This window comes from Microbacterium sp. EF45047 (assembly GCF_028472845.1).
Taxonomy (GTDB): Bacteria; Actinomycetota; Actinomycetes; order Actinomycetales; family Microbacteriaceae; genus Microbacterium; species Microbacterium neungamense.
This window is the reverse complement of sequence record NZ_CP069429.1, coordinates 1657297-1682137: the sequence shown is the minus strand read 5'-3', so window position 1 is coordinate 1682137 and position 24841 is coordinate 1657297. Positions and strand designations below refer to the sequence as shown.

The window sequence follows — 24841 nt, the reverse complement described above, 5'->3', positions numbered from 1 at the left end:
CGACCCCCACCGGGAGGAGCGACCATGCGCGTGGCGACAGAAGCGGTGGCCGGAGACGATGCGTTCCCTGATCGGCCGCATCGGAGCGGCGAAGTCCCTCGACCCCGTCGTGGAGAAGGTCAGCGGCTGGGTGACCGCGCTCACCCGATCGACACCGGTCAAGAACGCCCTGTCCGGCTCCTGGCTCGGCCATCCGCTGCATCCGGTGCTCACCGACCTGGCGATCGGGGCGTGGAGCTCCGCCGTCGCGATCGATCTCACCTGCGGCGAGGCGGGCGCCCCGGTCGCGCGCCGCCTGGTCGGTCTCGGGCTGCTGGCATCCGCCCCCACGGCTCTCTCGGGCGCCGCGGACTGGAGCGACACCTACGGGCGCGACAAGCGGGTCGGCTTCGTGCACGCGGCGAGCAACGCGACCGTCTCCGGACTGCAGGCGGTGTCGTGGCTGCTCCGGCGGCGCGGCCACCGCGGCGCGGGAGCCGCGCTGAGTCTGCTGGCGCTCGGCGTCACCCTCGGGTCCGCGTATCTCGGCGGTCATCTCTCCCTCGCCCGCGGCATCGGCGTGAACCACACCGCGTTCCAGCCGCGGGTCACCGACTGGACCGACGTCGCGGCGGACGCCGACATCGCCGAGGGGGAGATGATCCGGGTCGAGGCGGACGGCGTCCCGGTGCTGCTGGCCCGGCAGGACGGAAGCCTGAACGCGATCTCCGCCGTCTGCTCGCACGCCGGCGGCCCGCTCGAAGAGGGCAGCCTGGATGCCGACGGCTGCGTCACCTGCCCCTGGCACGGCAGCCGGTTCTTCCTGGAGGATGGGAGCGTTCAGCGCGGCCCTGCCAGCGTCCCGCAACCACGGTGGAAGCTGCGGGTCGAGGGCGGACGCGTCCGCGTCCGCTCCGCCTGACACCGGCTGTCCCGGGCGGACCGGGAGCAGTGGAAGGAGAAAAGCACCACGACACACCGCATCGGCTACCTCGTCGGCAGCTTGTCCAAGGACTCGATCAACCGGGTGCTCGCGAAGGCGCTGGTCCGCCTCGCGCCTGACGAGCTCGAGCTCACCGAGATCCCGATCGGCGACCTGCCGCTGTTCAACCGCGATGACGAGATGAACCCCGACCCGGCAGTTCCCCGGTTCAAGGAGCGGGTGGAGGCCTCGGACGGCCTGCTCTTCATCTCGCCGGAGTACAACCGCTCCATCCCCGCCCCGCTCAAGAACGCCATCGACTGGGGCTCCCGGCCGTGGGGGAAGAACTCCTTCGCGCGCAAGCCCACCGGCATCATCGGCGCCTCGGTCGGCGCGATCGGCACCGCGGTGATGCAGTCGTCGATGCGCAGCGTGCTGAGCTTCCTCGACGCGCCGCAGCTGAATGCCCGGAGGCGTACATCTCGTTCAAACCGGAGGTGTACGGCGAGGACGGCGAGGTGAAGGACCCCGGCACCGAGAAGTTCCTGCGCCACTACATGGAGGAGTACGCCGCCTTCGTCGCGCGGGTGCTGTCGGTCACGCTGCCGGGGCACATGGGGGACTCCGATCCCGACACGATGCACTGAGCGGTGCGAGCCGCGACGGATGCGGAGGAGGAGGCGGCACGATGCCCGACGAGGACCGTCCGGCGCCGCCCGCTGGGTACCGGATGCGGCGGGCATCGACGAGCTCCGCAGCGCCGTGCACGACTGCCGCGGATGCGAGCTGTGGCGTGACGCCACCCAGGCGGTGTTCTCGCAGGGAGCGCCAGGGGCCGCGCTGATGCTCGTGGGCGAGCAGCCCGGCGACAAGGAGGATCTCGCGGGCGAGCCGTTCGTCGGCCCGGCCGGGCGGGTGCTGGACGACGCCCTCGCGGATGCCGGGATCGATGGGGCCTCCGCCTACGTCACCAACGCGGTGAAGCACTTCCGCTTCGAGCGCCGCGGCAAGCGCCGCATTCACGAGAAAGCCCGCCGTCGGGCACATCGTCGCGTGCCGGCCGTGGCTGGCGGCGTCCCGCTCGAGGCCGCGGATGCCGCGCGGACGACCGTGGTCGTGACCGTGCACCCGTCGAGCATTCTGCGCATCCGCGAGGAGGAGGAGCGCCGGGCGGGCTTCCGCGCCTTCGTCGCGGATCTGCGCACGGCGGCGGACCTGGCCGGCTGAACGGCAGCATGCGCCCCGCTCAGGACTCGCGCGCGATCCGCTCGTGGACGGCCTCCGCGATGGCCGCGTCCAGCGCGACGATGCGGATGTCCTGCACGGACGTCGGCGTCCCGGCGAGCATCCGCACCGCCGTGTCGATGGCGTCCTCGCGCGGCCAGCGGTACACGCCCGCGCTGATCAGCGGGAAGGCGACGCTCAGCGCGCCGAGCTCGTCGGCGACCTGGAGGGAGCGGCGATAGCAGGACTCCAGGAGTGAGCGCTCGCGCTCGCCGGATCCCCAGTCCGGGCCGACGGTGTGGATTACCCAGTGGGCGGGCAGGTCCCCGGCGGTGGTCCAGCCGGCGTCGCCGGTCGCCAGGCCGTGCGGGAACCGACGGATGCAGTCCTCGAGGATCGCGGGTCCGCCCGCGCGGTGGATGGCGCCGTCGACGCCGCCCCCGCCGCGCATCGAACGATTGGCGGCGTTGACGACGGCATCCACCTGCTGGGCGGTGATGTCGCCCTGGACCGCGGTGAGAGCGGGCACTGCTACGCCGGGACCAGCGCGCTCTCGGCGCGCGCGATGCGGGCCAGCACGTGGCGGACGTGCCAGCGGGCGGCGAAGCTCTGCTCCGGCAGCAGCTCGAGCAGGGCGGTGTCCTCCGCAGACAGCCCGTCGCGCGCCGCCTCGCGGAGCAGATCGTCCTTCACAGCCGGGTACTCCATACTGCGCAGGAAGCGATCGAGGGTGGGGGAGAGGCTCATCGTGTCGTCCTTTCGTGCGGGAGTCGGCGGATGCGGAAGGGGGCGTCCCTCCGCGGGGGCGCCCCCTCGATGGCGGGGCGGATCAGGCCGCGATCTCCTGGCGGTGCTCCGCGGCCTCGACCGTGATCTTGCGTGGCTTGGCGCGTTCGCTGACCGGGATGATCACCGACAGCACACCGCTCTCGTACGACGCACTGATCTTGTCCACGTCCACGCCGTCGCCGAGCGTGAACTGGCGCAGGAAGGTGCCGGAGCTGCGCTCGCGCGCGAGCCAGCGGACGCCTTCGCCGCTGTCGGCCGTGCGCTGGGCGCGGATCGAGAGCTGCGAGCCGTCGACGTCCACGTCGATCGACCCGGGGTCCACGCCGGGCAGATCGGCGTGCAGGACATACTTGTCACCGTCGCGGAACAGGTCCACCGGCATCAGTCGGGGTGCCCGAACGGAGTCCAGCACGCTGGCAGCAAAACGATCGAGCTGACTGATCGGATCGAATGTCATTCCCATGTGTTCTCCTTTCGTGCGGCCCGGGAAGGGCGGGATCGGTTGTATGATGATGCAGGTAATCTGCATCTGTGACTGCAGATTTGTTATAGGACAAATCGAGAAGATTTGCAACAGATCTGAAGGAAACTCTCAGCATGACGGAACGCGACGGGCGCACTCCGCTGTACGGCATCGCCGTGGCGGCACAGCTCGTGGACATGCCGGAGGCGACCCTGCGTCTCTTCGAGCGCAAGGGCCTGCTCACGCCCTCCCGCAGCGAGGGCGGCACGCGCCGCTACAGCGACGACGACATCGAGCGACTCCGGCGCGCCGCGCAGCTGCGCAGCGAGGGCATGAACATCGCCGGCATCGGCCGCATCCTCGAACTGGAGGACGAGAACGCCGGTCTGCGCGAGGAGCTCGCCGCGGAGCGCGGCGAGGTGCCGGGGCGTGGAGAGGTGCCCGGGCACGACGAGGTGCCGGGGCGTGGGGATGTGCCGGGGCGTGACGCGGACAGGCGCTGAGCCGGCGCGTGGACGGGTTCGGCGGCCGGCGGTTCGGACGCTTCGACGGGGCTCGGCGCGTCGAAGTCAGTGCTCGCGCAGCATCCGGATGAGCTCCGCCTTGCGCTTGCCGGAGTACCCCTCGAGCCCGAGTTCCTTGGCGCGCTTGCGCAGCTCGTCGACCGTCCAGTCCTCGTAGTCGCCGGCCTTGCCCCCGCGACGGCCCACCGTGGAGCGCCCGTCCCTGGCCGCCGCGTTCGAGATGCGCGCGGCCTTCTCTTTGGAGGCGCCCTCATCGCGGAGCTTCTCGTACAGCTCCTCGTCCTTCAGTTCCGGCTGAGGGGTCATCCGGTCCTCCTCTCGGCTGCGGCCCGCGCTCGTCCGCGCCGGGCCCTGGGGACGAGGCTAGGCGCGCTCCCGCGCATCCCGCACCGCCTTGACAGCCGCAGGGCGCGCACCTAGAGGACGGCCCGCTCCCACGGCTCGACCTCGCCCTCGATCGCGACGAAGAGCGGATGCGGCGACGGCGCCTCCCGCTCCCAGCGCGGCCGCTGCGGCATCGCGCAGCGCGAGCTTGCGCCCGAGATGCGCCCACTCGAGCGCCAGCTGCCCGGTGGTCACCGGGATGGTCCCATCCGGCTCGGCCGGTGACAGGATGCGGGTGGCATCGAACCGGTAGCCGCGGCGGCCGGCCTCGGCGCGGAGCCCGGTCAGATAGGCGCCGACGGCCGCCAGCGGATCCGGCCGGGTGCGGAACCGCTCCAGCTGCGGGTGGTGGCGGTACCCACGCGTGCGGCCGGACAGCACGGCCTGGGCGAGCAGGGACTCCCGCCAGCAGGCGGTGAGGCCGGCGCGGTCGAGATGGCGCGGATGCAGCGACCAGAGCCTCATGCGCTGCGCCTCCTTCCGACCGGCCCGGCAAGGCTAACAGCACGGCGCGGTCGGCCGGTCCGGTGGCAGGTGCCGGAGCCTAAAGTGGGGGCATGGAGAGAACGCTCGTCGTCGCGGCATCCGCTCCGGTGCCGCGCGGGAACCGGGTGGAGATCGCGCAGGTGCGCGAGGGCGAGGCGGATGCCGGGGCGGTGGCCTTCGTGTTCGACCTCGACCGCGGCATCCGGTACCGGCTGCGGGACATCCCGGGCGAGCGGGTCGAGGTGTGGCGCGGGCACGTGCGCGACTGCACCGTCGCCGACACCGCGGCGGGACCGCAGACGACGCTCGTGGTGGCGGCCGTGGATCCGGCCGAGTCGGCCGACGCGGCCCTTCGCGAGGCGGATGCCGCTGCCGCAGCGGCGAAGGCCGAGGCGGATCGGTGGGGCGGCGCGGACCGTCCGCCGGCGGAGGCGCCGGACCGGTTCTGGTGATCAGGCCGCGCCGCGCGCGGTGCCGCCGGACCATCCGATCGGCTGATCCGATGCTCGCCGGTCGTCCGATGCCGGCCGAGGCGGGAGGCCGCAGACTGGGGGCATGACCCCGCGCCCGATCACCCCGTATCCGAGGTTCCCGCGCGCGATCGCCCTGCTCGCCGGTGTGGCGGCGGCCGTGCTCGTCGCCTGCGCACCCGCGGCACCCGACCGATCGGGTCCATCCGGTCCATCCGGTCCATCGTCGTCGGCATCCGCCGCGAGCGATCAGCAGCAGCGGTTGGACGCGCAGCTGCGGGAGGCGGCCTGGGCGGACGACGTCGAGACCGCCGCCGACCTCATCGCCCGCGGCGCGGACGTGAACGCCAAGGACGACACGCAGCAGTCCGCGTACCTCATCGCCACCAGCGAGGGCCACCTGGAACTGCTGCGGCTGACGCTCGCGCACGGCGCTGTCGTCGACGACAAGGACAGCTGGAACGGCACCGGTCTGATCCGCGCCGCCGAGCGCGGGCACGGATACGTCGTCGGCGAGCTGCTGCGCGCCGGCATCGACCGCGACCACGTGAACCGGATCGGCTACCAGGCCATCCACGAGGCGGTCATCTTCGGCGAGGACACCGAGAGCTACGCCACCACCGTCCGGGCGCTGATCGCCGGCGCCGTCGGATCCGGACGCCGCCCTGCTCGCCGCCGCCCGCGAGGGCGATGCGGATGCCGCAGCCGTCGCGCTGCGGGCGGGGGCCGCGGTCGAGGCGCGGGATTCCGAGCAGCGCACCCCGCTGATGCACGCGGTGCTGGGCGACCACGTCGCGGTGGCCCGGGTGCTGGTCGCGATGGGCGCCGACCCCGGCATCCGGGACGCGCAGGGGCGCACGGCGCTCGAGAACGCGCGTCGTCTCGGGCACGAGGAGATCGTGGCGGTCCTCGGCGGGTGAGCCGGCGCGCGGCGCCGTCGCGCGGCGCGGCTGCGGGCGGAGGTCGCGGGCTCACCGGAAGTCCCTCGAACGGTGCGGGACGCCGGTGCGCAGATCCTCGAAGGCATCCGCCATCACGTTGACCACCCCCTCGGGGGAGCGTTCCAGGATGCCGCGGACGATGAGAGCGGGGGAGTCCCGCGCGACCCGGCGGTAGCGGTTCCACACCCCGGTCGAGCACACCACGTTCACCAGGCCGTGCTCGTCCTCCAGGTTGAGGAAGGTCACGCCGGCCGCGGTCGCCGGCCGCTGCCGATGCGTCACCAGCCCGGCGACCTCGATCCGCCGGCCGGGCTCGTGGTCGCGCAGCCGGTCGGAGGCGAGCACCCCGCGCTCGGTCAGCGCGGGGCGGAAGTGCGTCATCGGATGGTCGTCGGTGGAGACGCCGGTCGACCACAGATCGGCGGTGAGCCGCTCGTAGCTGGTCTGGTCGGCGAACAGCGGCGGCTGCACGGCGACGGCGGTGCCGGGCAGGTAGCGGGCGCGGTCCTCGGCCGCGGCCCCGGCCATCCAGATCGCCTCCCGGCGGGTGAGGCCCAGGCACTCGAAGGCGCCCGCGGTGGCGAGGGCCTCCAGCTGGGCGGCGGTGGCGTCCGTGCGGCGCACCAGGTCGTGCAGGTCGCGGAACGGCCCGTCCTGCGCGCGCGCGGCGACGATGCGCTCGGCCAGCGCGGTGCCGATCCCGCGGATACCGGAGAGTCCCAGCCGCACCGCGAACCGCCCGTCACGGCGGTGCGCGGCGGAGGTGTCCGGCGCGTCCGGGTCGAAGGGGCCGGGTTTCGGATGCTCCTGCGCGAGGCATGCGTCCATCCCGGTCGGGCCGGTCGGGTCCGCCGGATCGAGCGGCTCCAGCCCGTCCAGCACCCCCGAGGCGTGCAGATCGGGCCGCAGCACCCGCACCCCGTGCCGGCGGGCGTCGGCGGTGAGGGTGGACGCCGAGTAGAAGCCCATCGGCTGCGCCCGCAGCAGCCCGGCCAGGAACGCCGCCGGGTAGTGCAGCTTGATCCAGGAACTGGCGTACACCAGCAGCGCGAACGACAGCGAGTGCGACTCCGCGAACCCGAAGTTGGAGAACGCCTGGATCTGCGCGTAGATGCGGTCGGCGGTCTCGTCGTCCAGCCCGTGCCGGCGCATCCCGGCGTACAGCGATTCGCGGATGCGCTCGATCCTCTCCAGGCCGCGCTTGGATCCCATCGCGCGGCGCAGCAGGTCGGCCTCGTCGGCGGTGCAGTCGCCGAGCACGGTCGCCATCTGGATCAGCTGCTCCTGGAACACCGGGATGCCCAGGGTGCGCTCCAACACCGGCTCCAGCGCCGGATGCGCATAGGTCACCGGGTCCTTCCCGGTCTTGCGGCGCACGAACGGATGCACCGCGCCGCCCTGGATCGGGCCGGGGCGGATCAGGGCGATCTGGATCGCCAGCTCGTAGAACTCCCGCGGCTGCAGCCGCGGGAGCAGGCCCATCTGGGCGCGCGACTCCACCTGGAACACCCCGATCGAGTCGGCCCGGCAGAGCATGTCGTACACTGCCGGCTCTTCCTTGGGCAGGGACTGCAGCGTCCAGGTCTCCCCGGTGTGCGCGGCGATGAGGTCGAAGCAGTGCTGCAGCGCGGCCAGCATCCCCAGCCCCAGCAGGTCGAACTTCACCAGCCCCATCCAGGTGGCGTCGTCCTTGTCCCACTGGATGACCGTGCGGCCGGGCATCCGGGCGTGCTCCACCGGCACCACCTCGCCGACCGGGCGGGCGGTGATCACCATGCCGCCGGAGTGGATGCCGAGGTGCCGCGGCGCCTTCAGCAGCTGCCCGGCGTAGGCGAGCACGTCCTCGGGGATGTCGTGCCCCTCGCCGACCTCGACCCCCGCGCTCCAGCCGTCCACCTGCCGCGACCAGGCGTCCTGCTGCCCGGGGGAGTGCCCGAGGGCCCTGGCCATGTCGCGCACCGCGTTCTTCGGCCGGTACTGGATGACGTTGGCCACCTGGGCGGCGCGCTCCCGGCCGTACTGCTCGTACACCCACTGGATGATCTCCTCGCGCCGGTCGGAGTCGAAGTCCACGTCGATGTCGGGCTCTTCCTCGCGGGTGGTGGCGAGGAAGCGCTCGAACGGCAGCCGGTAGCGGATCGGGTCGACGGCGGTGATGCCCAGCAGGTAGCAGACCGCGCTCGCCGCGGCTGATCCCCGCCCCTGGCACAGGATGCCGCGGCGCTTCGCCTCCGTCACGATGCCGTGCACGATGAGGAAGTAGCCGGGGAAGTCCTTCTCCTCGATCACGGCGAGCTCCCGCTCGATCCGCGCCCTGCCCTCGGCGTCCAGGTTCGGGTACAGCCGCGGCACCGCCTCCCAGACCAGGGCGCGCAGGTGCTCCATCGGCGTGCGGCCGTCCGGCTCGTCCAGTCGGGGCAGGTCGGGCTTGGCGCGCCGCAGCGGGAACGCGCACTCCTCCGCGATCCGCAGCCCGGTCGCGATCGCCCCCGGATAGCGGCGGAACCGCTCGGTCATCTCCGCGCCGCTGCGCAGGTGGGCGCTGCCGTGCACGGGCAGCCAGCCGTCCAGCTCGTCCATGCTGCGGGTGGCCCGCACGGCGGCCACGGCCTCGGCCAGCCCCGCACGCTCGGGGGCCGCGTAGTGCACGTTGTTGGTCGCCACCACGGGCAGCCGGAACTCGGCGGCGAGATCGGCGAGCGCGTCGTTGCGGCGGGTGTCGAGCGGGTCGCCGTGGTCGATCAGCTCGACCGCGACGCTGTCGTGACCGAAGAGGTCCACCAGGCGCCGCAGCGGCGTGACCGCATCTCCGCGGGCGAGCCCCCGCCGCACGCCCCCCTTGCGGCATCCGGTGAGGATCGTCCAGTGCCCGCCGGCGCTGGCAGCCAGATCGTCCAGGTCGTACAGCGGGCGGCCCTTCTCGCCGCCCCGCAGCTGGGCGCGGGTGATCGCGCCGGAGAGCCTGTGGTACCCCTCGATGCCGCGGGCGAGGACGAGCAGATGCTCGCCGACCGGATCGGGCGCACCGCTGCGCGCGGGGGACGGACCCGTCCGCGTGCGACCCGTCCCCTCGAGGTCGCCCAGGGAGAGCTCGGCGCCGAACACGGTCTGCACCGAGGTGAACTCCGCGGCCTCGGCGAAGCGGGCCGCCCCGTAGAAGCCGTCGTGGTCGGTGATCGCCAGTGCGGTCAGCCCCAGCGCCTCCGCCTCGGCCAGCAACTCGTCAGGGGAGGAGGCGCCGTCGAGGAAGGAGTACGAGCTGTGCGCGTGCAGCTCGGCGTACGGGACCGCATCCTCCGGCCGGACCACCGGCGGCGGGGCGGCCGGAGTGCGGCGCCTGCTCAGCGGACCGGGGTCGGCCCGGATTCCGGTCGGTTCGGCGGATGCCGGCTCGGTGGGGGCGCTCAGGGTGCGCTCCAGTTCGGCCCAGGTGTAGCCGGGATTGTGCCAGCCCATCAGCGGTACCTCCCCTCGGCCCACCACCGGCCGTCGGCGAGCATCACCAGCCAGGCCCGCTGGTGTGCGTCCAGCAGCTGGAACCGGTGGGCGTCCAGCGCCCGGTCCGGATCCCAGCGGTGTTCGCGGATCGGCCAGGGCCCGGCCCAGCCGGCGACCTGGCAGTCGTCGATGAACGCGGGCGGGGCCGACAGCGCGCCGCGCGCATCGACCCGGATCTTCTCCCCGCCCGCCGCGGTCACCCGGATCGGCCGCGGCGGGACGAACACCTCGGCCGGGAGCGGACCGGGCAGCCTCCCCGGCCACGGCTGCGACGGGTCGCGCTCGGTCACCGGCCGCTCGCCCCACGGGGTCAGCACCTGCCGGTCGGCGAGCAGCCGTCCGCCGGCCACGCTCGCCGTGACCACGCCGCGGTGGCCGAGCAGCGTCTGCACCCGGGAGACGGCGTGGTGCAGACGCTCGTCCGTCCCCGCGCCGAAGAGACCCGGCTGGTGGTGCGCGGCGTCGTCGACGGCGACCGGGACGATCCGCACCCCGACGATGCCGTGGAACGCGTGCGCGGCGTCGTCGTCGGGGACGTCGGAGACGAGCGCCTCCAGCTGCCAGCGCACCCGGTCGACGAGATCGGCGGCGTCGAAGCAGGTCGGATGCAGCCAGGTGCGCGAGTGCACCCTGCCGTCGTCGTCGGTGAGGTCGATGCGCACCTCCGTGCACACCGCGGAGGCGTCGGCGAGGGCGAGCAGCACGGCATCCGCGGTCTGCCGCACCGCGAAGGCGATCTGATCCGCCTGGCCGAGCGGGGTGTCGAACGCGATCTCGCGCGCCAGCTCCGGATCCGGCGGACGGGGGGAGAGCGGACGGGAGTCGGCACCGCGCGCCAGGGCGTGCAGGCGCGCGCCGTGCTCCCCGAACCGGGTGCGCACCTGGTCGGCGCCGAGCGCGGCGAACCCGCCCAGAGTGGTCACCCCGAGCCGGAGCAGCAGGCCGGTCAGCTCCTCGTCGTCGAGCACCTGCACCGGCAGCGGGGCGAGGAACTCCCGCGCGCCGCCGGGCGGCACCGTCGCCCAGGGCGGCCCGTCCGCCGCCGCGCTCGCCCTGGCCGCCAGTTCCGCGGTGAACACGCCGTCGGCGATGCCCACCCGCACCTCCGGGTACCCCGCCTCCGCCAGCATCCGCAGCAGCGCCAGGGCCGCCTCCTCCTCGCCGCCGTGGTAGCGGGAGACGCCGCGGGAGCGGAGGGCGGCCAGGCCGGGGCGGATCAGCAGCACGCCCGGGGAGTGCTCGTCGATCAGGCGCAGCACGGGGAGGAAAGCCCGATCCTCCTGTGCCTCGTCGTGCGGCAGCAGCCGCAGCTGCGGCATCCGTCCCTGCGCGAGGCGCCGGCGCTGCCCGGCCCGCACCCCGTGCGCACGGGCGGAGGCGGTGCAGGCGGTGACGACGTTCCCGCGGACGAGGGCGACGGGCGGATGCGGGGGCGGCTCGCCCAGCGCCGCGCGCAGCGGCCAGTCGGGGAACCACAGCGCGTGCACCCGGAGGGGCTCCTGCGCGGTCATCCCGCGGCCCTCCAATCCGGCACGGCGGCGATCCGCGCGGGAGCGCGCTCGACTCCGCGCTCCACGCGGTCCGCAGTCACGCGGTCCGCAGTCGTGCCGTTCGCAGCCGCGCGCTCCACGCCGCCCAGGCTGCCGGGGAGCCGCACCCGCACGCTCTGCGGGCGCGGGGTCGTCCTCGTCTGCGCCGTCACCGTGACCGTCCGGTCGGACAGCAGCCCCCACCCCTCGCCGAGCCCCTCCCAGTGCGGATCGTGCAGGGTGATCAGCCCCTCGCCCTGCGGCCACGGGGAGGTGGTGAGCAGGGTGCTGCCGCGGTCGCGCAGACGGGCCGCGAGCCGCGCGGCCTCCGCCTCCCGCACCGGCGTGCCGGGGTTCATCGCGATCAGCGGCACCACCTCGGAGAGCGCGGAGACCACCGCCAGCCAGCGCTCCCCGGGCGAGGGCACCAGGATGAGGCGGGAGAGGTCGATCCCGGAGGCGGCCGCCGCCTCGAGGCCCAGCGTGGGCATCCCGACCGCGGCGCACCAGCCGCCCCGGCGGGAGGCGGCGCTCATCAGCGCGAAGATCAGGCTCGGGGAGGGGGAGACGGAGTAGACCGTCCCGGTCTGCAGCCCGCCGCCCGGCAGCAGCCCCGCGAGCGCGGGGTCCAGCGGCAGGGTGGGGTCGTCGCTGCGTCGCCGCTGCATCCGCCCGATCTCGCGGCGCAGGCGGAGGATCTCCCCCGCCCTTTCGTCGGCGGGGGAGAGCGCCGACAGCGTGGCCTTTCCCATGCATCCATCTTCGAAAACATCTTCGAATAGTTCAAGTCCGATATGGACGCTAGTTCGGACATCCGACATCCGCGGAACGGCGCCGATGTCGGCGCTCGAAGGTACGCTGAGCGCATGCGGATCGAGTTCGAGAGTCCGGTGACCCGGTGGGACGCCCGCGTCGACTCCTGGTTCTTCGCGACCCTGCCGGAGGAGCTCTCCGCCGACATTCGCGAACTGCCCGCCCCGCCGCGCGGCTTCGGGTCGCTGCGCGTGAACGTCCGGATCGGCACGACGACCTGGCGCACCTCGATCTTCCCGGGCCGGTCGGGGTACCTGCTGCCGGTGAAGAAGGCCGTGCGCGACGCCGAGGGCATCGGCGACGGCGACGTCGTGCTCGTGGACCTCGAGATCCTCGACCTGTAGCGGCTTATCCACAGGGCGTCGTCGCCCTGCGCGCGGATGCCCTAGCCTTCGGGCATGTCCCTCCACGCCGTCGCCGTCGTCCTCGTGCACCTCGCGCTCGCGGCCGTCGGGCTCCGGCTGATCGTCATCGACGCCCGCGAGCACCGGCTGCCGAACCGGATCGTGCTGCCGACCCTCGCCGCGCTCGTCGCGCTGGTCGTCGTCGACGCGCTCGCGACGGGGGAGAGCGGGCGGATGCTGCGCGCGCTGCTCGGCGGTCTGGCGCTCGGGGCCTTCTACGCCATCCTGCACCTGGTGTCGCGCCAGGGCGTGGGCGGCGGCGACGTGAAGCTGGCCGCCGTGATCGGCCTGGTGCTGGCGTGGCACGGCTGGCAGACGCTGCTGATCGGAGCCGCGGGGGCGTTCGTCCTCGGCGCGGTCTACGCGCTCGCGCTGATGGCGCTCCGGCGCGCGGACCGGTCCACCCGGATCGCGTTCGGGCCGTGGATGATCCTCGGGGCGGTTCTCGGGATGGTCGCCGGCTGAGCGGCCCACGGGGGTGTCGGAAGCCCTCGGCGGGCATGCCGGGCGCCCTTTGGCCCAATGACCGTGACCGGGTCTATGGTGAGCACATGACACTCGCACGACTCCACGGCGGCCCGCTCGACGGGCAGATCATCCGGCTCGACGACGCCGAGCAGCAGACGCTCATCGTCCCGTACAGCGAGACGCAGCTCACCTACCGCCGCGGCGGCGAGCCGAGCAACACCGGACCGCACGACGGCCCCACCGAGATCGGATTCTGGTTCGCCGAATCCGAGGACGACTTCGTCCCCCGTGTCGACTGACCCCGTGTCGACTGACCCCGTGTCGACGGACCCCGTGCCGACGGGGGCCGTGCCGACGGGCCCCGTGTCGACGGACCCCGTGCCGACGGGGGCCGGGGCGGACGAGCCGTCGCGCGCGTTCGAGGTCGAGCACAAGTACGACGCGGATGCCGCGACGCCCCTGCCGGACTGGTCCGCAGTGCCGGGCGTGACCGCGGTCACGGAGGGGGAGCACCGCGCCCTCGACGCGCGCTACCTCGACACGGCCGACGCCGCCCTGGCGCGCGCGGGCGTCGCCCTGCGCCGGCGCACCGGCGGCCCGGACGCGGGATGGCACATCAAGGGGCCGCGTCAGGGCGACGGACGCCTGGAGCTGGGCTGGCCGTTGGACGAGGACGGGACCATCCCGGCCCCCGTCGCCGAGACCGTCGCGCAGTGGACCCGCGCGCCGCTCGCGCCGCTCGCGCGCATCGAGAACGCGCGCACCGCGTACCACCTGCTCGGCGACGGCGGCGTCGTCGCCGAGTTCGTCGACGATCACGTGCGCGCGACCGACGAGCGCACCGGCATCCGTCGCGAGTGGCGCGAATGGGAGATGGAGCTGGGTCCTGCGGCCCCGACGGATGCCGCGGAGCGGGCGGACTTCTTCGCCGCGGTGGAGCGGGCGGTCGTCGCCGCCGGCGGGCGTCCGGCGTCCTCGGCGTCGAAGCTGGCCCGCGCGCTGGGGTTCTGAGCGGCCGGCGCGGAGCACGGACCTTCCCAGAGAGCCCGGGACGACGCAAGCCCCTTCCCCCGGGCGGCGCGTGCTGATTGAGTGTCGGCATGAGCCGTCCGGTGCAGCTGAGGTCCCTGTCCACCGTCGTCCCGGAGACACCCCTCGAACAGCAGACCGTACGCGACGTGTTCGCCGCGCAGCCCGAGCTGGGGCGGCTCGCGAAGCGCCTCGTCACGGCATCCTTCGACGGCTCCGGGATCGAGACCCGGCACACCGTGCTGCGCGAGCTGGACCTGTCCGAGGAACCCGACGACCCGATGTTCTTCGACCGCGCCAGCGGCACCCTCCTCGCCCCGGGGACGAAGGCGCGCAACGAGGTCTACGCCCGCGAGGCGGGCGCGCTGTTCGTCGAGGCCGCCCGCGGCGCGCTCGAGGCCGACCCGGTGATCGGCCCGGATGACGTCACGCACGTCGTCACGGTCTCGTGCACCGGGTTCTACGCCCCCGGCCCCGACTATGCGATCGTGCAGCGGCTGGGACTGTCGGATGCGGTGCAGCGCTACCACCTGGGTTTCATGGGCTGCTACGCCTCGGTGCCGGCGCTGCGCGCCGCGCGGCAGTTCTGCCTCGCCGACCCGGACGCCGTCGTGCTCGTGGTGAGCGCCGAGCTGTGCACCCTGCATCTGCGCTCCTCGGAGAACCCGGACACGATCGTCGCCACCTCGCTGTTCTCCGACGGCGCGGCGGCCTGCCTGGTCACCGCCCGCGAGCTCGGCGACGAGGCGCCGTCGTTCTCGCTGGACGGCTTCCACACCGCGATCGCCACGGAGGGCGAGAAGGACATGGCGTGGACGATCGGCGACAGCGGGTTCGAGATGGTGCTCTCCACCGCGGTTCCGCAGATCATCGGCGAGAACATCGAGGCGGCGCTGCGGCCGCTGTACGCCGCGGAGGAGGAGCTGGGCGCCGCATTCGACGCCGGCGACATCGGCGACGCCGTGACGCACTGGGCCATCCATCCGGGCGGGCGCAGCATCCTGGACAAGGTGCAGGAGCGGCTGCGGCTCAGCGACGACCAGCTGCGCCCGGCGCGGGAGACGCTCCGCGAGTACGGGAACATGTCCAGCGCCACCGTGCTGTTCGTGCTGCAGCGGATCCTCGAGCAGGAGCGGGCGCGGCCGGGCGAGCGCGTCGCCGCGATGGCGTTCGGGCCCGGGCTCACCGCCGAGAGCGCGCTGCTCACCGTTCTCGCACCAGGACATGGGGCCTGACCTCAGCGCACGCGCCACCGGCATCCGGGAGCTGATGGACGAGCCGGATGCCGACCGGCGGATGCTGCAGCGCACCTACGCGCGCTTCGCCCTGGTCAATGGGATCGTCTCGCCGTGGCGGGGCGGGTACCGGCGCGACATCCGGCCGCGCGCCCGTCGCGGAGCAGTGCGGATCCTCGACGTCGGATCCGGCGGCGCCGACCTCACCCGCGCCCTCGCCCGGCGGATGCGCAGGGACGGGCTGGCCGCGGAGATCACCGCCCTGGACGCGGACGCGCGGGCGAACGCGTGGGCGTCGGCGCGCGACGGCGGGCTCGGGATCCGCTACGTGCACGGCGTGACCGCCGACCTGGTGCGCGCGGGCGATGAGTACGACGTCGTCCTCTCCAACCACCTGCTGCATCACCTGACCGCCGGCGAGCTGCGCGCGCTGCTGGCCGACGCGCAGCGGCTGGTGCGTCCCGGGGGCGTCGCCGTGCACCACGACATCGCCCGCAGCCGCGCCGCGTACCTCCTGTTCGCCGCCGTGACGCTGCCGCTGGCTCCGACCGTGCTGGCGGGTTCGTTCATCCGGCCGGACGGGCTGACCAGCATCCGCCGCTCCTACACCGCTGACGAGCTCGCCGCGGCGGTCCCGCCGGCCTGGACGGTGCGCCGCCGGGCGCCGATGCGCCTCGAGCTGCGCTGGGAGGCGCCGGATGCCGGATCATGACGTGATCGTCGCCGGCGGCGGCCCGGTCGGGCTGCTGCTGGGCTGCCTGCTCGCCGCGCGCGGGATCGACGCGATCGTATGCGAGCGCCGGGACGGCCCGGACCCGCGGACGCGCGCGATCGGCATCCACCCGCCGGGGCTTGCCGCGCTCGCCGAGGCGGGTCTGGCCGACGCGATCCGGGCGGAGGCGCTCGCGCTGCGCGGCGGCGAGGTGCTGTCGCGTGGACGCGTGCTGGCGGCGGTGGCATTCGGGGCCGGGTCAGGTGCCGGGCTGAGGTCCGGGGTGGGCTCCGGGCCGGGCTCCGGGCGCCCGGTGCTCACGCTCCCGCAGCACCGCACGGATGCCCTGCTGCGGGCGCGTCTTGCCGAACTGTCCGGCGGACTGCGGCCGGGGACGGAGGTGCTGTCGGTGCGCGACGAGGGATCGCGGGTGCGGGTCGCCGTGCGCGAGCGCGGCCGGGAGCGGGAGCTGACGGCGGCCCTCCTCGTCGCGGCCGATGGGGTGCGCAGCGGCATCCGCACCGCACTCGGCCTCGGCTGGCGACGGCGACCGGGCAGCGCCGGGTACGCGATGGCGGACGTGCCGGATGCCGGGGCAGGCGTGCGATCGGGGCCGGATGCCGGCTCGGATGCCGTCGCCCGGCTGCACTGCGAACCCGGCGGGCTGGTGGAGTCGCTCCCGCTGCCCGGCGGGATCCGGCGCTGGGTGGTGCGGCGGACCGGGCCCGGCTCGCTGGCAGATGCGGCGGCCTTCCGGGCCGAGATCGCCGCGCGGCTCGGGACCGACCCCGGCATTCCGGAGGACGCGCGGCCGGTCGAGTTCCTGGCCGCGCAGCATCGCGCCGGCCGGATCGCGACCGGCCGGATCGCCCTCCTCGGTGACGCGGCGCACGAGATCAGCCCGATCGGCGGCCAGGGGATGAACCTCGGCTGGGCGGATGCCCGTCGTCTCGCCGCGGCGATCGAGGAGGCGCTGCGCTCCGGCCGCCCCGACCTTGAACGGTACGCCCGGGCATCCGTGCGGGCCGCCGCGAGCGCGCACCGGCGGTCGGCGTTCTACATGGCGATGGGCGCACCGGCATCCGGCCCTCTCCTCACCGCCCGCGAGACGCTGATCCGCGCCCTCGGCGCGCCCCCGCTGCGGGCGCGCGCCGCCGCCCTCGTGACCATGGGAGGCCTCTGACCCCCGCGACCCCTCCGCCCCCTTGCACGGGAAGGCCCCGGTCCCTTGGGGAGGGGCCGGGGCCTTCGCGGGCGCAGCGCGCCGCGTGTCAGAAGTTGATCATGTGACCGGCGAGGCCGTGGAAGCCCTCCTGCAGCGCCTCCGACAGCGTCGGGTGGGTGTGCACGTTGCGGGCCAGCTCCAGAGCGGTGAGGTCCCACTTCTGGGCCAGGGTCAGCTCGGGCAGGAGCTCCGACACGTCCGGGCCGACCATGTGCGCACCGATCAGCTCGAGGTGCTCGGCGTCCGCGATGAGCTTCACGAAGCCGACCGGCTCGCCCAGGCCGTGCGCCTTGCCGTTGGCCATGAACGGGAAGGTCGCGACCTTGATCTCGCGGCCCTCGTCCTTCGCCTGCTGCTCGGTGAGACCGAACGAGGCGACCTGCGGCGAGCAGAACGTCGCCCGCGGCATCATCCGGTAGTCGCCCAGCGTCATCGTCTCGGCGTTGCCGATGGTCTCCGCCGCGACGACCGCCTGCGCCTCGGCCACGTGGGCGAGCTGCAGCTTCGCGGTGACGTCGCCGATGGCGTAGATGCCCTCGACGTTGGTGCGCATGTGGTCGTCGATCTCGATGGCGCCGCGCTCGGTGAGCTTGACGCCGGTGTTCTCCAGGCCGTAGCCGTTCACGTTCGGAGCGAAGCCGACCGACATGAGCACCTTGCCGGCCTCGATCGAGCCCTGCTGGCCGTCCTTGCCGGTGTAGGTGACGGTGACCGACGAGCCGTTGTCGACCACGGACTCCACCTTGGTGGACGTGAGGATCTCGATGCCGTAGTTCTTGTACTGCTTGGTGATCTCCTTCGACACGTCCGCGTCCTCGTTGGGGAGCGCGCGGTCGAGGAACTCGATGATCGTCACCTTCACGCCGTAGTTCGACATGACGTAGGCGAACTCCATGCCGATGGCGCCGGCGCCGACGATGACGATCGACTCGGGGAGCTCCCGGGAGAGGATCTGCTCCTCGTAGGTGACGACGTTGTCGCTGAGCTGCACACCCGGAAGCAGGCGGACCGTGGAGCCGGTGGCGATGATGACGTTGTCGAAGGTGACCTCCTCGGTGGAGCCGTCCTTCTTGGCCACCGAGATGGCCTTCGGGCCGGTGAAGGTGCCGCGGCCCTCGTACTCGGTGACCTTGTTCTTCTTCATCAGGAAGTGGATGCCCTTGACCCGGCCGTCCGCGACGACGCGGCTGCGGTCCCACGCCTTGCCGTAGTCGATCGTGAACTCACCCGAGATGCCGAAGAAGTCGGCCTTGTGCTTCAGGGTGTGCGCGAGTTCGGCGTTCTTCAGGAGGGCCTTGGAGGGGATGCAGCCCACGTTCAGACACACACCACCCCAGTACTTCTCCTCGATGATGGCGGTGGACAGGCCGAGCTGGGCGCTGCGGACGGCGGCGACGTAGCCGCCAGGGCCCGCGCCGAGGATGACGACATCGTAGTGTGGCATGCCCTCAGCCTATCGTCCCGAGGTGCGCGACGACGCAGTGCGACAAGGTGCCTGCGGATGCCGGGAGACTCCTCCCGCCGGGCGGAGGGGATCGGATAGGCTGGGGATCGAGGAGGGAACCCGTGACAGAGAGCGACAGCCCGATCGGCGCCGATGGCGCGATCCACCGCAGCGGCGAGCAGCGGCACGACGTGACGCAGACATTCGGCCACGACTCCGATCTGTCCTTCGTGCCCTTCGGCGTGGAGTTGACGGATGCCGAGCAGGCCGCGATCGCCGCTCTGCCCTCGGGCTCCGCACTGCTGCTGGTCCGCTCCGGCGCCCTCGCCGGCGCGCGGTACCTCCTCGACACCGACGTCACGACGGTCGGCCGCCACCCGGAGGCGGACATCTTCTTCGACGACGTGACGGTGTCGCGTCGTCACGCCGAGATCACCCGCTCCGGCACCGCGTTCGAGATCATCGACCAGCGGTCGCTGAACGGCACCTACGTCAACGGGGAGCGCGTCGACCGCAGCAGCCTGGCCAACGGCTACGAGCTGCGGATCGGGAAGTTCCGACTGAACTTCTTCGCCTCGCCGGTCGACCTCGCGGCGGCGAACGCCTGATGGCGGCAGTGCGTGCGGCCCGGGAGCGCTCCGCGCCCACGGGCCTCCTGAGCATCGGCCAGGTCCTGGCGCGGCTGACGCCGGAGTTCCCGCAGCTCACCTCGAGCAAGCTGCGGTTCCTGGAGGTCCAGGGGATCGTCACGCCGTCGCGCACCGAGTCCGGGTACCGCAAGTTCTCGCCGTCGGATGTCGAACGGCTGCGCACCGCGCTCATCCTGCAGCGCGACCACTACCTGCCGCTGAGCGTGATCCGCGAGCAGCTCGACGAGGCCGAGGCGCGCGGGACCGCCTGGAGCGACGTCGTGCCGCGCTCGATCGCGCCCGCGGCGCGACGCTACCGCCGGGACGAGCTGCTGTCCGCGACCGGCGCGGCCCCGCAGCTGCTGAACGAGGCGGTCACGGCCGGGCTCATCCCGGCCGCGGAGACCTACCCCGAGCAGGCCGCGACGCTGCTGCGAGAGCTGGTGGCGCTCGGCCGGCACGGCATCGAGCCCCGGCACCTGCGCGCGCTGCGCCAGTCCGCCGAGCGTGAGGTCGCCCTGATCGAGTCGGCCCTCTCCTCGCTGCTGCGCCGCACCGACGCCGCATCCCGCGGCAGGGCCGGCGAGCTCGCCCCGGAGCTGGCGGCCCGGATCGGCGAGGTGCGGGCGCTGCTGGTGAAGCAGGCGCTCGCCCGCGTGGTGTCGTGACCGGCGCGGTTTCGTAACGAACTGGTTGCGACACACCTTCGCCCGATCACGGATGTCGTTGCCGCTGCGGGGGTGCTGCTTTAGCGTTGAGGTAACCGTTCAAGGAGGACAGAGATGAATGCGGATGAGCTCTCCGGCGACCCGCGGTTCGTGACCGAGCTCCTCTTCACGGACGGGCTTCCGGCCATGGATGACGAGGTCGGCTACCGCGGTGCGGTGGCCGCTCGCGCCGCCGGCATCACCTACCGTCAGCTGGACTATTGGGCGCGCACGGAGCTCGTCGAGCCCACGGTGCGCGGCGCCAGCGGCTCGGGTTCGCAGCGCCTCTACGGGTTCCGCGACATCCTCGTGCTGAAGCTCGTCAAGCGCCTCCTCGACACCGGCATCTCGCTGCAGCAGATCCGCACCGCCGTGGAGCAGCTGCGCGCCGCCGGCATCCGTGATCTCGCCGGCACCACGCTGATGAGTGACGGCGCCTCGGTGTACCTGTGCACCTCGAACGACGAGGTCATCGACCTCGTCAGCCGCGGTCAGGGCGTGTTCGGCATCGCGGTGGGCAAGGTGCTCCGCGAAGTCGAGTCCACGCTCGTCGAGTTCGACCCGACCGCGCCGGATCCCGTCGACGAGCTCGCCGCTCGTCGCGCGAAGCGCACCGCCTGACGGACCGGCCGACAGTCGACAACCCGGTCAGGCCTGCGGCCCGGCCTCCGGAACCGGCACCCGGCCGGTGCGGATGATGCGGTTCAGCAGCTGATCGAAGTCCGCCGCCAGCTCCTGCGCGGAATCGCCCGGCCAGATGTGCAGCGGCTTCGCGGCGCCCTGCGCCTGCTGCAGCGAGGTGCGCTCGGGCAGCTGCGGGGCGAGCACCAGCGGACCGAACATGTCGCGCAGCTCCTTGATCCGGAACTGGTGCTCGATCGACTGCGGGCGCACCCGGTTCACCACGATGCCCAGGGGCTGCAGGCGGGGGGAGAGGCCGCGGCGGATCTCCTCGATCGCGCGCAGCGCGCGGTCGGCCGCGGCGACGGAGAACAGCCCCGGCTCGGTGACGACCATGACGCGGTCGCTGGCCGCCCAGGCGGTGCGGGTGAGCGCGTTCAGCGAGGGCGCGCAGTCGATGAGGACGAGGTCGTACTCGGACTCGACGGTGGCCAGCGCCTCCTCCAGCTTCCACACGTCGCGGACGCTCGGGTGCGGGCCGTCGAAGTTGATCGCGGATGGGCTGCCGATGAGCACGTCGATGGTCCCCGGATGCACCTTCGCCCAGCCGCTGGTGGTGATCGCCTGACGGACGACCTTCTCCTTCGGGTTGGCCAGGACGTCGGCGACGTTGAGGCGCCCGGCGATCTGGATGTCCATGCCCGTGGAGACGTCCGACTGCGGGTCGAGGTCCACGACGAGGGTTCGGATGCCGCGGGCGAAGGCGGCGGAGGCCAGACCGAGGGTCACGGTGGTCTTCCCGACGCCTCCCTTCAGGGAGCTGACGCTGAGTACGTGCACGGACACCACGTTACCGTGCCCTAGTCTGGACACACACTCAGCCCCGGCCCCTGTGCGCGCACCGCGCACATCGAGCAGACAGAGGTGTGCATGTTCCAGAAGATCCTGGTGGCCAACCGCGGCGAGATCGCGATCCGGGCATTCCGAGCGGCATTCGAGGTGGGGGCGCGCACAGTCGCGGTGTTCCCCTACGAGGACCGAGGCTCCCTGCACCGGCTCAAGGCCGACGAGGCTTACGAGATCGGGGAGCGCGGGCATCCGGTCCAGGCCTACCTGGACGTGGACGAGATCGTCCGCGTCGCCCTCGAGGCGGGCGCCGACGCGATCTACCCGGGCTACGGGTTCCTGTCCGAGAACCCCGAACTCGCCGAGAAGGCGGCCGCGAACGGCATCGCGTTCATCGGCCCGCCGGCGCGCGTGCTGGAGATGGCGGGCAACAAGGTGGCAGCCAAGGCGCACGCCATCCGGGCTGGTGTCCCGGTGCTGGGGTCCACCGAGGCCTCGAGCGACGTCGAGGAGCTGGTCGCGCAGGCCGACGAGATCGGCTTCCCGCTGTTCGCGAAGGCGGTCGCCGGCGGCGGCGGCCGCGGCATGCGGCGCGTGGAGACGAAGGGGGGGCTCGCTCCTGCCCTCGCCGAGGCGATGCGCGAGGCGGATGCCGCGTTCGGCGACCCGCGGATGTTCCTCGAGCAGGCGGTGCTGCGCCCGCGTCACGTCGAGGTGCAGATCCTCGCCGACGGGCACGGGCACATCGTGCACCTCTTCGAGCGCGACTGCTCGGTGCAGCGGCGGCACCAGAAGGTGATCGAGATCGCGCCGGCGCCGAACCTCGACGACGGCATCCGTCAGGCGATGCACCGCCACGCCGTGGCGTTCGCCGAGTCGATCGGCTACCAGAACGCCGGCACCGTGGAGTTCCTGCTCGAGACAGCCGGTCCCCGTGCCGGCGAGGTGGTCTTCATCGAGATGAACCCGCGCATCCAGGTGGAGCACACCGTCACCGAGGAGGTCACCGACGTCGACCTCGTGCGGGCCCAGATGCAGATCGCGGCGGGCGCGACCCTGGCCGAGCTGGGACTGGAGCAGGAGGACATCCACCTGCGCGGCGCGGCGCTGCAATGCCGGATCACCACCGAGGACCCGACGCGGGGGTTCCGCCCGGACACCGGCAAGATCACCACCTACCGGTCGCCCGGTGGCGCGGGCATCCGTCTCGACGGCGGCACCACCGCCGCCGGCGCCCAGGTCAGCCCGTACTTCGATTCGATGCTGTCGAAGCTCACCTGCCGTGGCCGCACCTTCGAGAGCGCCGTCTCGCGCGCCCGCCGCGCCCTCGCCGAGTTCCGCATCCGCGGCGTCTCCACCAACATCCCGTTCCTCCAGGGCGTGCTCGAGGACCCGGCCTTCCTCGCCGGGGACCTCTCCACCTCGTTCATCGACGAGCGCCCCCAGCTGCTGCGCAGCCGCCCCTCGAAGGACCGCGGCACGAAGATCCTGCGCTGGCTGGTGGACACCACGGTGAACAAGCCGCATGGCGAGAACCCGCTGGCCGCCCCGCCGGCGTCGAAGCTGCCCCCGATCGACGTGCGGGAGCCGGCGCCGGCGGGCTCGCGGCAGCGGCTGCAGCAGCTCGGACCGGCCGGGTTCGCCGCCGACCTGCGCGCGCAGACCGCGCTGGCGGTCACCGAGACGACGTTCCGCGACGCGCACCAGTCCCTGCTGGCGACGCGCGTGCGCACTAAGGACCTCGTCGCCGTCGCGCCCTACGTGGCCCGGATGACCCCGCAGCTGCTGTCGGTGGAGGCGTGGGGCGGTGCCACCTACGACGTGGCCCTTCGCTTCCTCGCCGAGGACCCGTGGGACCGGCTGGCCGCGCTGCGCGAGGCGCTGCCGAACATCAACATCCAGATGCTGCTGCGCGGTCGGAACACGGTCGGGTACACGCCGTACCCGACCGAGGTGACCGACGCGTTCGTCGCGGAGGCCGCGGCCACCGGCGTGGACATCTTCCGCATCTTCGACGCGCTGAATGACGTCTCGCAGATGCGCCCCGCGATCGACGCCGTCCTCGCCACCGGCACCGCCGTCGCCGAAGCCGCCCTCTGCTACACCGGGGACCTGCTCAATCCCGCGGAGGATCTGTACACCCTCGACTACTACCTGCGCCTGGCCGAGCAGATCGTGGACGCCGGTGCGCACGTCATCGCCATCAAGGACATGGCAGGCCTGCTGCGACCCGCCGCCGCGGCGAAGCTCGTGCGCGCGCTGCGGGAGCGGTTCGACCAGCCGGTGCACGTGCACACGCACGACACCGCCGGCGGACAGCTCGCGACGCTGCTCGCCGCGAGCGACGCGGGGGCGGATGCCGTAGACGCGGCGTCCGCGCCGATGGCGGGAACGACGAGTCAGCCGCCGCTGTCTGCCCTGGTCGCGGCCCTCGCGCACACCGAGCGCGACACCGGGATCGACCTGCAGGCCGCCGCAGACCTCGAGCCGTACTGGGAGGCGACCCGCCACCTCTACCGTCCGTTCGAGTCGGGGTTGCCCGGCCCCACCGGCCGGGTCTACCACCACGAGATCCCGGGCGGTCAGCTGTCCAACCTGCGGCAGCAGGCGATCGCGCTCGGTCTGGCCGACGACTTCGAGCTCATCGAGGACATGTACGCCGCGGCGAACCGCATCCTCGGCAGGGTGCCGAAGGTGACGCCGTCCTCGAAGGTGGTCGGCGACCTCGCCCTGCATCTCGCGGCGGTGAAGGCCGACCCGGACGACTTCGAGCGCAACCCCGAGCGCTACGACATCCCGGATTCGGTGGTCGGGTTCATGGCGGGGGAGCTCGGCGACCTGCCGGGCGGATGGCCGGAGCCGTTCCGCAGCAAGGTGCTCGCCGGGCGCTCGGTGAAGCCCGCGATCACGCCGATCACCGACGAGCAGGCGGCCGCGCTGTCCGGCTCGTCCGAGGAGCGCCGGGGGATGCTCAACGAGCTGCTGTTCCCCGGTCCCACCCGGATCTTCCGCCAGAACCGGGACGAGTACGGCGACCTGTCCGTGCTGGACACGGCCGACTACCTGTACGGGCTGGTGCCGGGTGCCGAGCACGTGGTGGAGATCGAGCGCGGCGTCCGCCTGTACGTCGGCCTGGAGGCGATCGGCGAGGCCGACCCGAAGGGCATGCGCACGGTGATGACCACCCTGAACGGGCAGCTGCGCCCGGTGGCGGTGCGCGACCGCTCGATCGCGGTCGAGGCGCACGAGGCGGAGAAGGCCGACACGTCGAAGCCGGGTCAGGTCGCCGCGCCGTTCTCCGGTGCGGTGACGCTCAAGGTCGAGGAGGGCACCGAGGTGCGGGCCGGGGAGCCGGTCGCCTCCATCGAGGCGATGAAGATGGAGGCCGCGATCACGGCCCCCGTCGACGGCGTCGTCGAGCGGCTCGCGATCGCGTCGACCCAGCAGGTGGAGGCGGGGGATCTTTTGGTCGTCATCCGCCCGTCGCACTAACCTTGTG

General features: G+C 72.9%; 26 protein-coding genes and 2 pseudogenes. 18 read left to right on the top strand and 10 right to left on the bottom strand.

Going from position 1 to position 24841, the window contains the following annotated elements; genetic code table 11:
• Nucleotides 1–58 precede the first annotated feature (58 nt).
• From JRG78_RS08115 to JRG78_RS08105, 3 genes and pseudogenes are all read left to right on the top strand, one after another.
• Nucleotides 59–901, top strand: coding sequence for a Rieske 2Fe-2S domain-containing protein (locus JRG78_RS08115; RefSeq protein ID WP_272653279.1), 843 nt, complete (start codon nt 59–61; stop codon nt 899–901).
• A gap of 6 nt (nt 902–907) precedes the next feature.
• Nucleotides 908–1548, top strand: a pseudogene (locus tag JRG78_RS08110) (NADPH-dependent FMN reductase).
• 19 nt (nt 1549–1567) lie between these two features.
• The gene (locus tag JRG78_RS08105) at nt 1568–2128 is read left to right on the top strand and encodes a uracil-DNA glycosylase family protein (RefSeq protein ID WP_272653278.1); all 561 of its coding nucleotides are present in this window, start codon (nt 1568–1570) and stop codon (nt 2126–2128) included.
• A gap of 19 nt (nt 2129–2147) precedes the next feature.
• On the opposite strand, the gene JRG78_RS08100 is transcribed toward JRG78_RS08105, so the two are convergent.
• From JRG78_RS08100 to JRG78_RS08090, 3 genes are all read right to left on the bottom strand, one after another.
• Nucleotides 2148–2654: an O-acetyl-ADP-ribose deacetylase gene (locus JRG78_RS08100; protein ID WP_259606214.1), complete on the bottom strand. Its 507-nt coding sequence runs from the start codon at nt 2652–2654 to the stop codon at nt 2148–2150.
• Nucleotides 2655–2656: 2 nt separating this feature from the next.
• Complete coding sequence (locus JRG78_RS08095) at nt 2657–2872, bottom strand: DUF2795 domain-containing protein (protein WP_259606213.1); 216 nt, start codon at nt 2870–2872, stop codon at nt 2657–2659.
• Nucleotides 2873–2954: 82 nt separating this feature from the next.
• Complete coding sequence (locus JRG78_RS08090; protein WP_259608166.1) at nt 2955–3377, bottom strand: Hsp20/alpha crystallin family protein; 423 nt, start codon at nt 3375–3377, stop codon at nt 2955–2957.
• A 134-nt stretch (nt 3378–3511) separates the two neighbouring features.
• Here JRG78_RS08090 and JRG78_RS08085 point away from each other — a divergent pair, with 134 nt between their 5' ends.
• Nucleotides 3512–3880: a MerR family transcriptional regulator gene (locus JRG78_RS08085; RefSeq protein WP_259606212.1), complete on the top strand. Its 369-nt coding sequence runs from the start codon at nt 3512–3514 to the stop codon at nt 3878–3880.
• Between the two features lie 66 nt (nt 3881–3946).
• Here JRG78_RS08085 and JRG78_RS08080 read toward each other — a convergent pair whose 3' ends face one another.
• Together JRG78_RS08080 and JRG78_RS08075 are read right to left on the bottom strand one after the other, a co-directional pair.
• On the bottom strand, nt 3947–4207 hold the full coding sequence (locus JRG78_RS08080; RefSeq protein ID WP_259606211.1) for a Rho termination factor N-terminal domain-containing protein: 261 nt from the start codon (nt 4205–4207) through the stop codon (nt 3947–3949).
• Between the two features lie 57 nt (nt 4208–4264).
• Complete coding sequence (locus JRG78_RS08075) at nt 4265–4750, bottom strand: pyrimidine dimer DNA glycosylase/endonuclease V (protein ID WP_272653277.1); 486 nt, start codon at nt 4748–4750, stop codon at nt 4265–4267.
• 92 nt (nt 4751–4842) lie between these two features.
• Between JRG78_RS08075 and JRG78_RS08070 the strand changes: the two genes are divergently transcribed.
• From JRG78_RS08070 to JRG78_RS08065, 3 genes and pseudogenes are all read left to right on the top strand, one after another.
• Nucleotides 4843–5223, top strand: a complete 381-nt coding sequence (locus JRG78_RS08070; RefSeq protein ID WP_259606209.1) for a hypothetical protein — start codon at nt 4843–4845, stop codon at nt 5221–5223.
• A 103-nt stretch (nt 5224–5326) separates the two neighbouring features.
• Nucleotides 5327–5719: pseudogene (locus tag JRG78_RS12585) on the top strand (hypothetical protein); the annotation flags it as partial.
• A 187-nt stretch (nt 5720–5906) separates the two neighbouring features.
• On the top strand, nt 5907–6161 hold the full coding sequence (locus JRG78_RS08065; protein WP_272653805.1) for an ankyrin repeat domain-containing protein: 255 nt from the start codon (nt 5907–5909) through the stop codon (nt 6159–6161).
• Nucleotides 6162–6212: 51 nt separating this feature from the next.
• Here JRG78_RS08065 and JRG78_RS08060 read toward each other — a convergent pair whose 3' ends face one another.
• From JRG78_RS08060 to JRG78_RS08050, 3 genes are read right to left on the bottom strand one after another with little or no spacing between them, the layout of a single operon-like run.
• Entirely contained in the window at nt 6213–9638 is a 3426-nt protein-coding gene (locus JRG78_RS08060) for an error-prone DNA polymerase (RefSeq protein WP_272653276.1), read from the bottom strand.
• Nucleotides 9638–11191 carry a DNA polymerase Y family protein gene (locus JRG78_RS08055; RefSeq protein WP_259606207.1) on the bottom strand — a complete coding sequence of 518 codons (1554 nt, stop codon included), beginning with the start codon at nt 11189–11191 and terminating at the stop codon, nt 9638–9640. The genes JRG78_RS08060 and JRG78_RS08055 overlap by 1 nt, the downstream gene beginning before the upstream one ends.
• Nucleotides 11188–11961: a hypothetical protein gene (locus JRG78_RS08050; RefSeq protein WP_272653275.1), complete on the bottom strand. Its 774-nt coding sequence runs from the start codon at nt 11959–11961 to the stop codon at nt 11188–11190. The genes JRG78_RS08055 and JRG78_RS08050 overlap by 4 nt, the downstream gene beginning before the upstream one ends.
• Before the next feature lie 114 nt (nt 11962–12075).
• Between JRG78_RS08050 and JRG78_RS08045 the strand changes: the two genes are divergently transcribed.
• The 7 genes from JRG78_RS08045 to JRG78_RS08015 all read left to right on the top strand — a co-directional run bounded on the left by JRG78_RS08045 (nt 12076) and on the right by JRG78_RS08015 (nt 17053).
• The gene (locus JRG78_RS08045) at nt 12076–12366 is read left to right on the top strand and encodes a DUF1905 domain-containing protein (protein WP_259606205.1); all 291 of its coding nucleotides are present in this window, start codon (nt 12076–12078) and stop codon (nt 12364–12366) included.
• 54 nt (nt 12367–12420) lie between these two features.
• Nucleotides 12421–12891, top strand: a complete 471-nt coding sequence (locus JRG78_RS08040) for a prepilin peptidase (protein ID WP_259606204.1) — start codon at nt 12421–12423, stop codon at nt 12889–12891.
• Nucleotides 12892–12977: 86 nt separating this feature from the next.
• The gene (locus JRG78_RS08035) at nt 12978–13193 is read left to right on the top strand and encodes a response regulator (protein ID WP_272653274.1); all 216 of its coding nucleotides are present in this window, start codon (nt 12978–12980) and stop codon (nt 13191–13193) included.
• A 64-nt stretch (nt 13194–13257) separates the two neighbouring features.
• Complete coding sequence (locus JRG78_RS08030; RefSeq protein ID WP_442927375.1) at nt 13258–13905, top strand: CYTH domain-containing protein; 648 nt, start codon at nt 13258–13260, stop codon at nt 13903–13905.
• 89 nt (nt 13906–13994) lie between these two features.
• The gene (locus tag JRG78_RS08025) at nt 13995–15158 is read left to right on the top strand and encodes a type III polyketide synthase (protein ID WP_272653273.1); all 1164 of its coding nucleotides are present in this window, start codon (nt 13995–13997) and stop codon (nt 15156–15158) included.
• A complete protein-coding gene (locus JRG78_RS08020) occupies nt 15148–15870 on the top strand; it encodes a methyltransferase domain-containing protein (RefSeq protein ID WP_272653272.1) in 723 nt (240 codons plus the stop codon). The genes JRG78_RS08025 and JRG78_RS08020 overlap by 11 nt, the downstream gene beginning before the upstream one ends.
• Nucleotides 15857–17053 carry an FAD-dependent oxidoreductase gene (locus JRG78_RS08015; RefSeq protein ID WP_272653271.1) on the top strand — a complete coding sequence of 399 codons (1197 nt, stop codon included), beginning with the start codon at nt 15857–15859 and terminating at the stop codon, nt 17051–17053. The genes JRG78_RS08020 and JRG78_RS08015 overlap by 14 nt, the downstream gene beginning before the upstream one ends.
• 88 nt (nt 17054–17141) lie before the next feature.
• Here JRG78_RS08015 and lpdA read toward each other — a convergent pair whose 3' ends face one another.
• Complete coding sequence (lpdA, locus tag JRG78_RS08010) at nt 17142–18539, bottom strand: dihydrolipoyl dehydrogenase (RefSeq protein WP_259606198.1); 1398 nt, start codon at nt 18537–18539, stop codon at nt 17142–17144.
• A 122-nt stretch (nt 18540–18661) separates the two neighbouring features.
• Here lpdA and JRG78_RS08005 point away from each other — a divergent pair, with 122 nt between their 5' ends.
• From JRG78_RS08005 to JRG78_RS07995, 3 genes are all read left to right on the top strand, one after another.
• Complete coding sequence (locus JRG78_RS08005) at nt 18662–19147, top strand: FHA domain-containing protein (protein WP_259606197.1); 486 nt, start codon at nt 18662–18664, stop codon at nt 19145–19147.
• A complete protein-coding gene (gene ftsR, locus JRG78_RS08000) occupies nt 19147–19836 on the top strand; it encodes a transcriptional regulator FtsR (protein WP_259606196.1) in 690 nt (229 codons plus the stop codon). Before JRG78_RS08005 ends, ftsR begins: the two co-directional genes overlap by 1 nt.
• Before the next feature lie 114 nt (nt 19837–19950).
• A complete protein-coding gene (locus tag JRG78_RS07995) occupies nt 19951–20496 on the top strand; it encodes a MerR family transcriptional regulator (RefSeq protein WP_259606195.1) in 546 nt (181 codons plus the stop codon).
• Between the two features lie 27 nt (nt 20497–20523).
• On the opposite strand, the gene JRG78_RS07990 is transcribed toward JRG78_RS07995, so the two are convergent.
• Nucleotides 20524–21336 carry a ParA family protein gene (locus tag JRG78_RS07990; protein ID WP_272653270.1) on the bottom strand — a complete coding sequence of 271 codons (813 nt, stop codon included), beginning with the start codon at nt 21334–21336 and terminating at the stop codon, nt 20524–20526.
• A 90-nt stretch (nt 21337–21426) separates the two neighbouring features.
• Here JRG78_RS07990 and JRG78_RS07985 point away from each other — a divergent pair, with 90 nt between their 5' ends.
• Nucleotides 21427–24834 carry a pyruvate carboxylase gene (locus JRG78_RS07985; RefSeq protein WP_272653269.1) on the top strand — a complete coding sequence of 1136 codons (3408 nt, stop codon included), beginning with the start codon at nt 21427–21429 and terminating at the stop codon, nt 24832–24834.
• Nucleotides 24835–24841: the final 7 nt, after the last annotated feature.

Coding starts and splice junctions, on each gene's coding strand:
- JRG78_RS08115 (WP_272653279.1), top strand. CDS start 59: ATGCGTTCCCTGATCGGCCGCATCGGAGCGGCGAAGTCCCTCGACCCC.
- JRG78_RS08105 (WP_272653278.1), top strand. CDS start 1,568: ATGCGGAGGAGGAGGCGGCACGATGCCCGACGAGGACCGTCCGGCGCC.
- JRG78_RS08095 (WP_259606213.1), bottom strand. CDS start 2,872: ATGAGCCTCTCCCCCACCCTCGATCGCTTCCTGCGCAGTATGGAGTAC.
- JRG78_RS08090 (WP_259608166.1), bottom strand. CDS start 3,377: ATGGGAATGACATTCGATCCGATCAGTCAGCTCGATCGTTTTGCTGCC.
- JRG78_RS08085 (WP_259606212.1), top strand. CDS start 3,512: ATGACGGAACGCGACGGGCGCACTCCGCTGTACGGCATCGCCGTGGCG.
- JRG78_RS08080 (WP_259606211.1), bottom strand. CDS start 4,207: ATGACCCCTCAGCCGGAACTGAAGGACGAGGAGCTGTACGAGAAGCTC.
- JRG78_RS08075 (WP_272653277.1), bottom strand. CDS start 4,750: ATGAGGCTCTGGTCGCTGCATCCGCGCCATCTCGACCGCGCCGGCCTC.
- JRG78_RS08070 (WP_259606209.1), top strand. CDS start 4,843: ATGGAGAGAACGCTCGTCGTCGCGGCATCCGCTCCGGTGCCGCGCGGG.
- JRG78_RS08060 (WP_272653276.1), bottom strand. CDS start 9,638: ATGGGCTGGCACAATCCCGGCTACACCTGGGCCGAACTGGAGCGCACC.
- JRG78_RS08055 (WP_259606207.1), bottom strand. CDS start 11,191: ATGACCGCGCAGGAGCCCCTCCGGGTGCACGCGCTGTGGTTCCCCGAC.
- JRG78_RS08050 (WP_272653275.1), bottom strand. CDS start 11,961: ATGGGAAAGGCCACGCTGTCGGCGCTCTCCCCCGCCGACGAAAGGGCG.
- JRG78_RS08045 (WP_259606205.1), top strand. CDS start 12,076: ATGCGGATCGAGTTCGAGAGTCCGGTGACCCGGTGGGACGCCCGCGTC.
- JRG78_RS08040 (WP_259606204.1), top strand. CDS start 12,421: ATGTCCCTCCACGCCGTCGCCGTCGTCCTCGTGCACCTCGCGCTCGCG.
- JRG78_RS08035 (WP_272653274.1), top strand. CDS start 12,978: ATGACACTCGCACGACTCCACGGCGGCCCGCTCGACGGGCAGATCATC.
- JRG78_RS08025 (WP_272653273.1), top strand. CDS start 13,995: ATGAGCCGTCCGGTGCAGCTGAGGTCCCTGTCCACCGTCGTCCCGGAG.
- JRG78_RS08020 (WP_272653272.1), top strand. CDS start 15,148: ATGGGGCCTGACCTCAGCGCACGCGCCACCGGCATCCGGGAGCTGATG.
- JRG78_RS08015 (WP_272653271.1), top strand. CDS start 15,857: ATGCCGGATCATGACGTGATCGTCGCCGGCGGCGGCCCGGTCGGGCTG.
- lpdA (WP_259606198.1), bottom strand. CDS start 18,539: ATGCCACACTACGATGTCGTCATCCTCGGCGCGGGCCCTGGCGGCTAC.
- ftsR (WP_259606196.1), top strand. CDS start 19,147: ATGGCGGCAGTGCGTGCGGCCCGGGAGCGCTCCGCGCCCACGGGCCTC.
- JRG78_RS07995 (WP_259606195.1), top strand. CDS start 19,951: ATGAATGCGGATGAGCTCTCCGGCGACCCGCGGTTCGTGACCGAGCTC.
- JRG78_RS07985 (WP_272653269.1), top strand. CDS start 21,427: ATGTTCCAGAAGATCCTGGTGGCCAACCGCGGCGAGATCGCGATCCGG.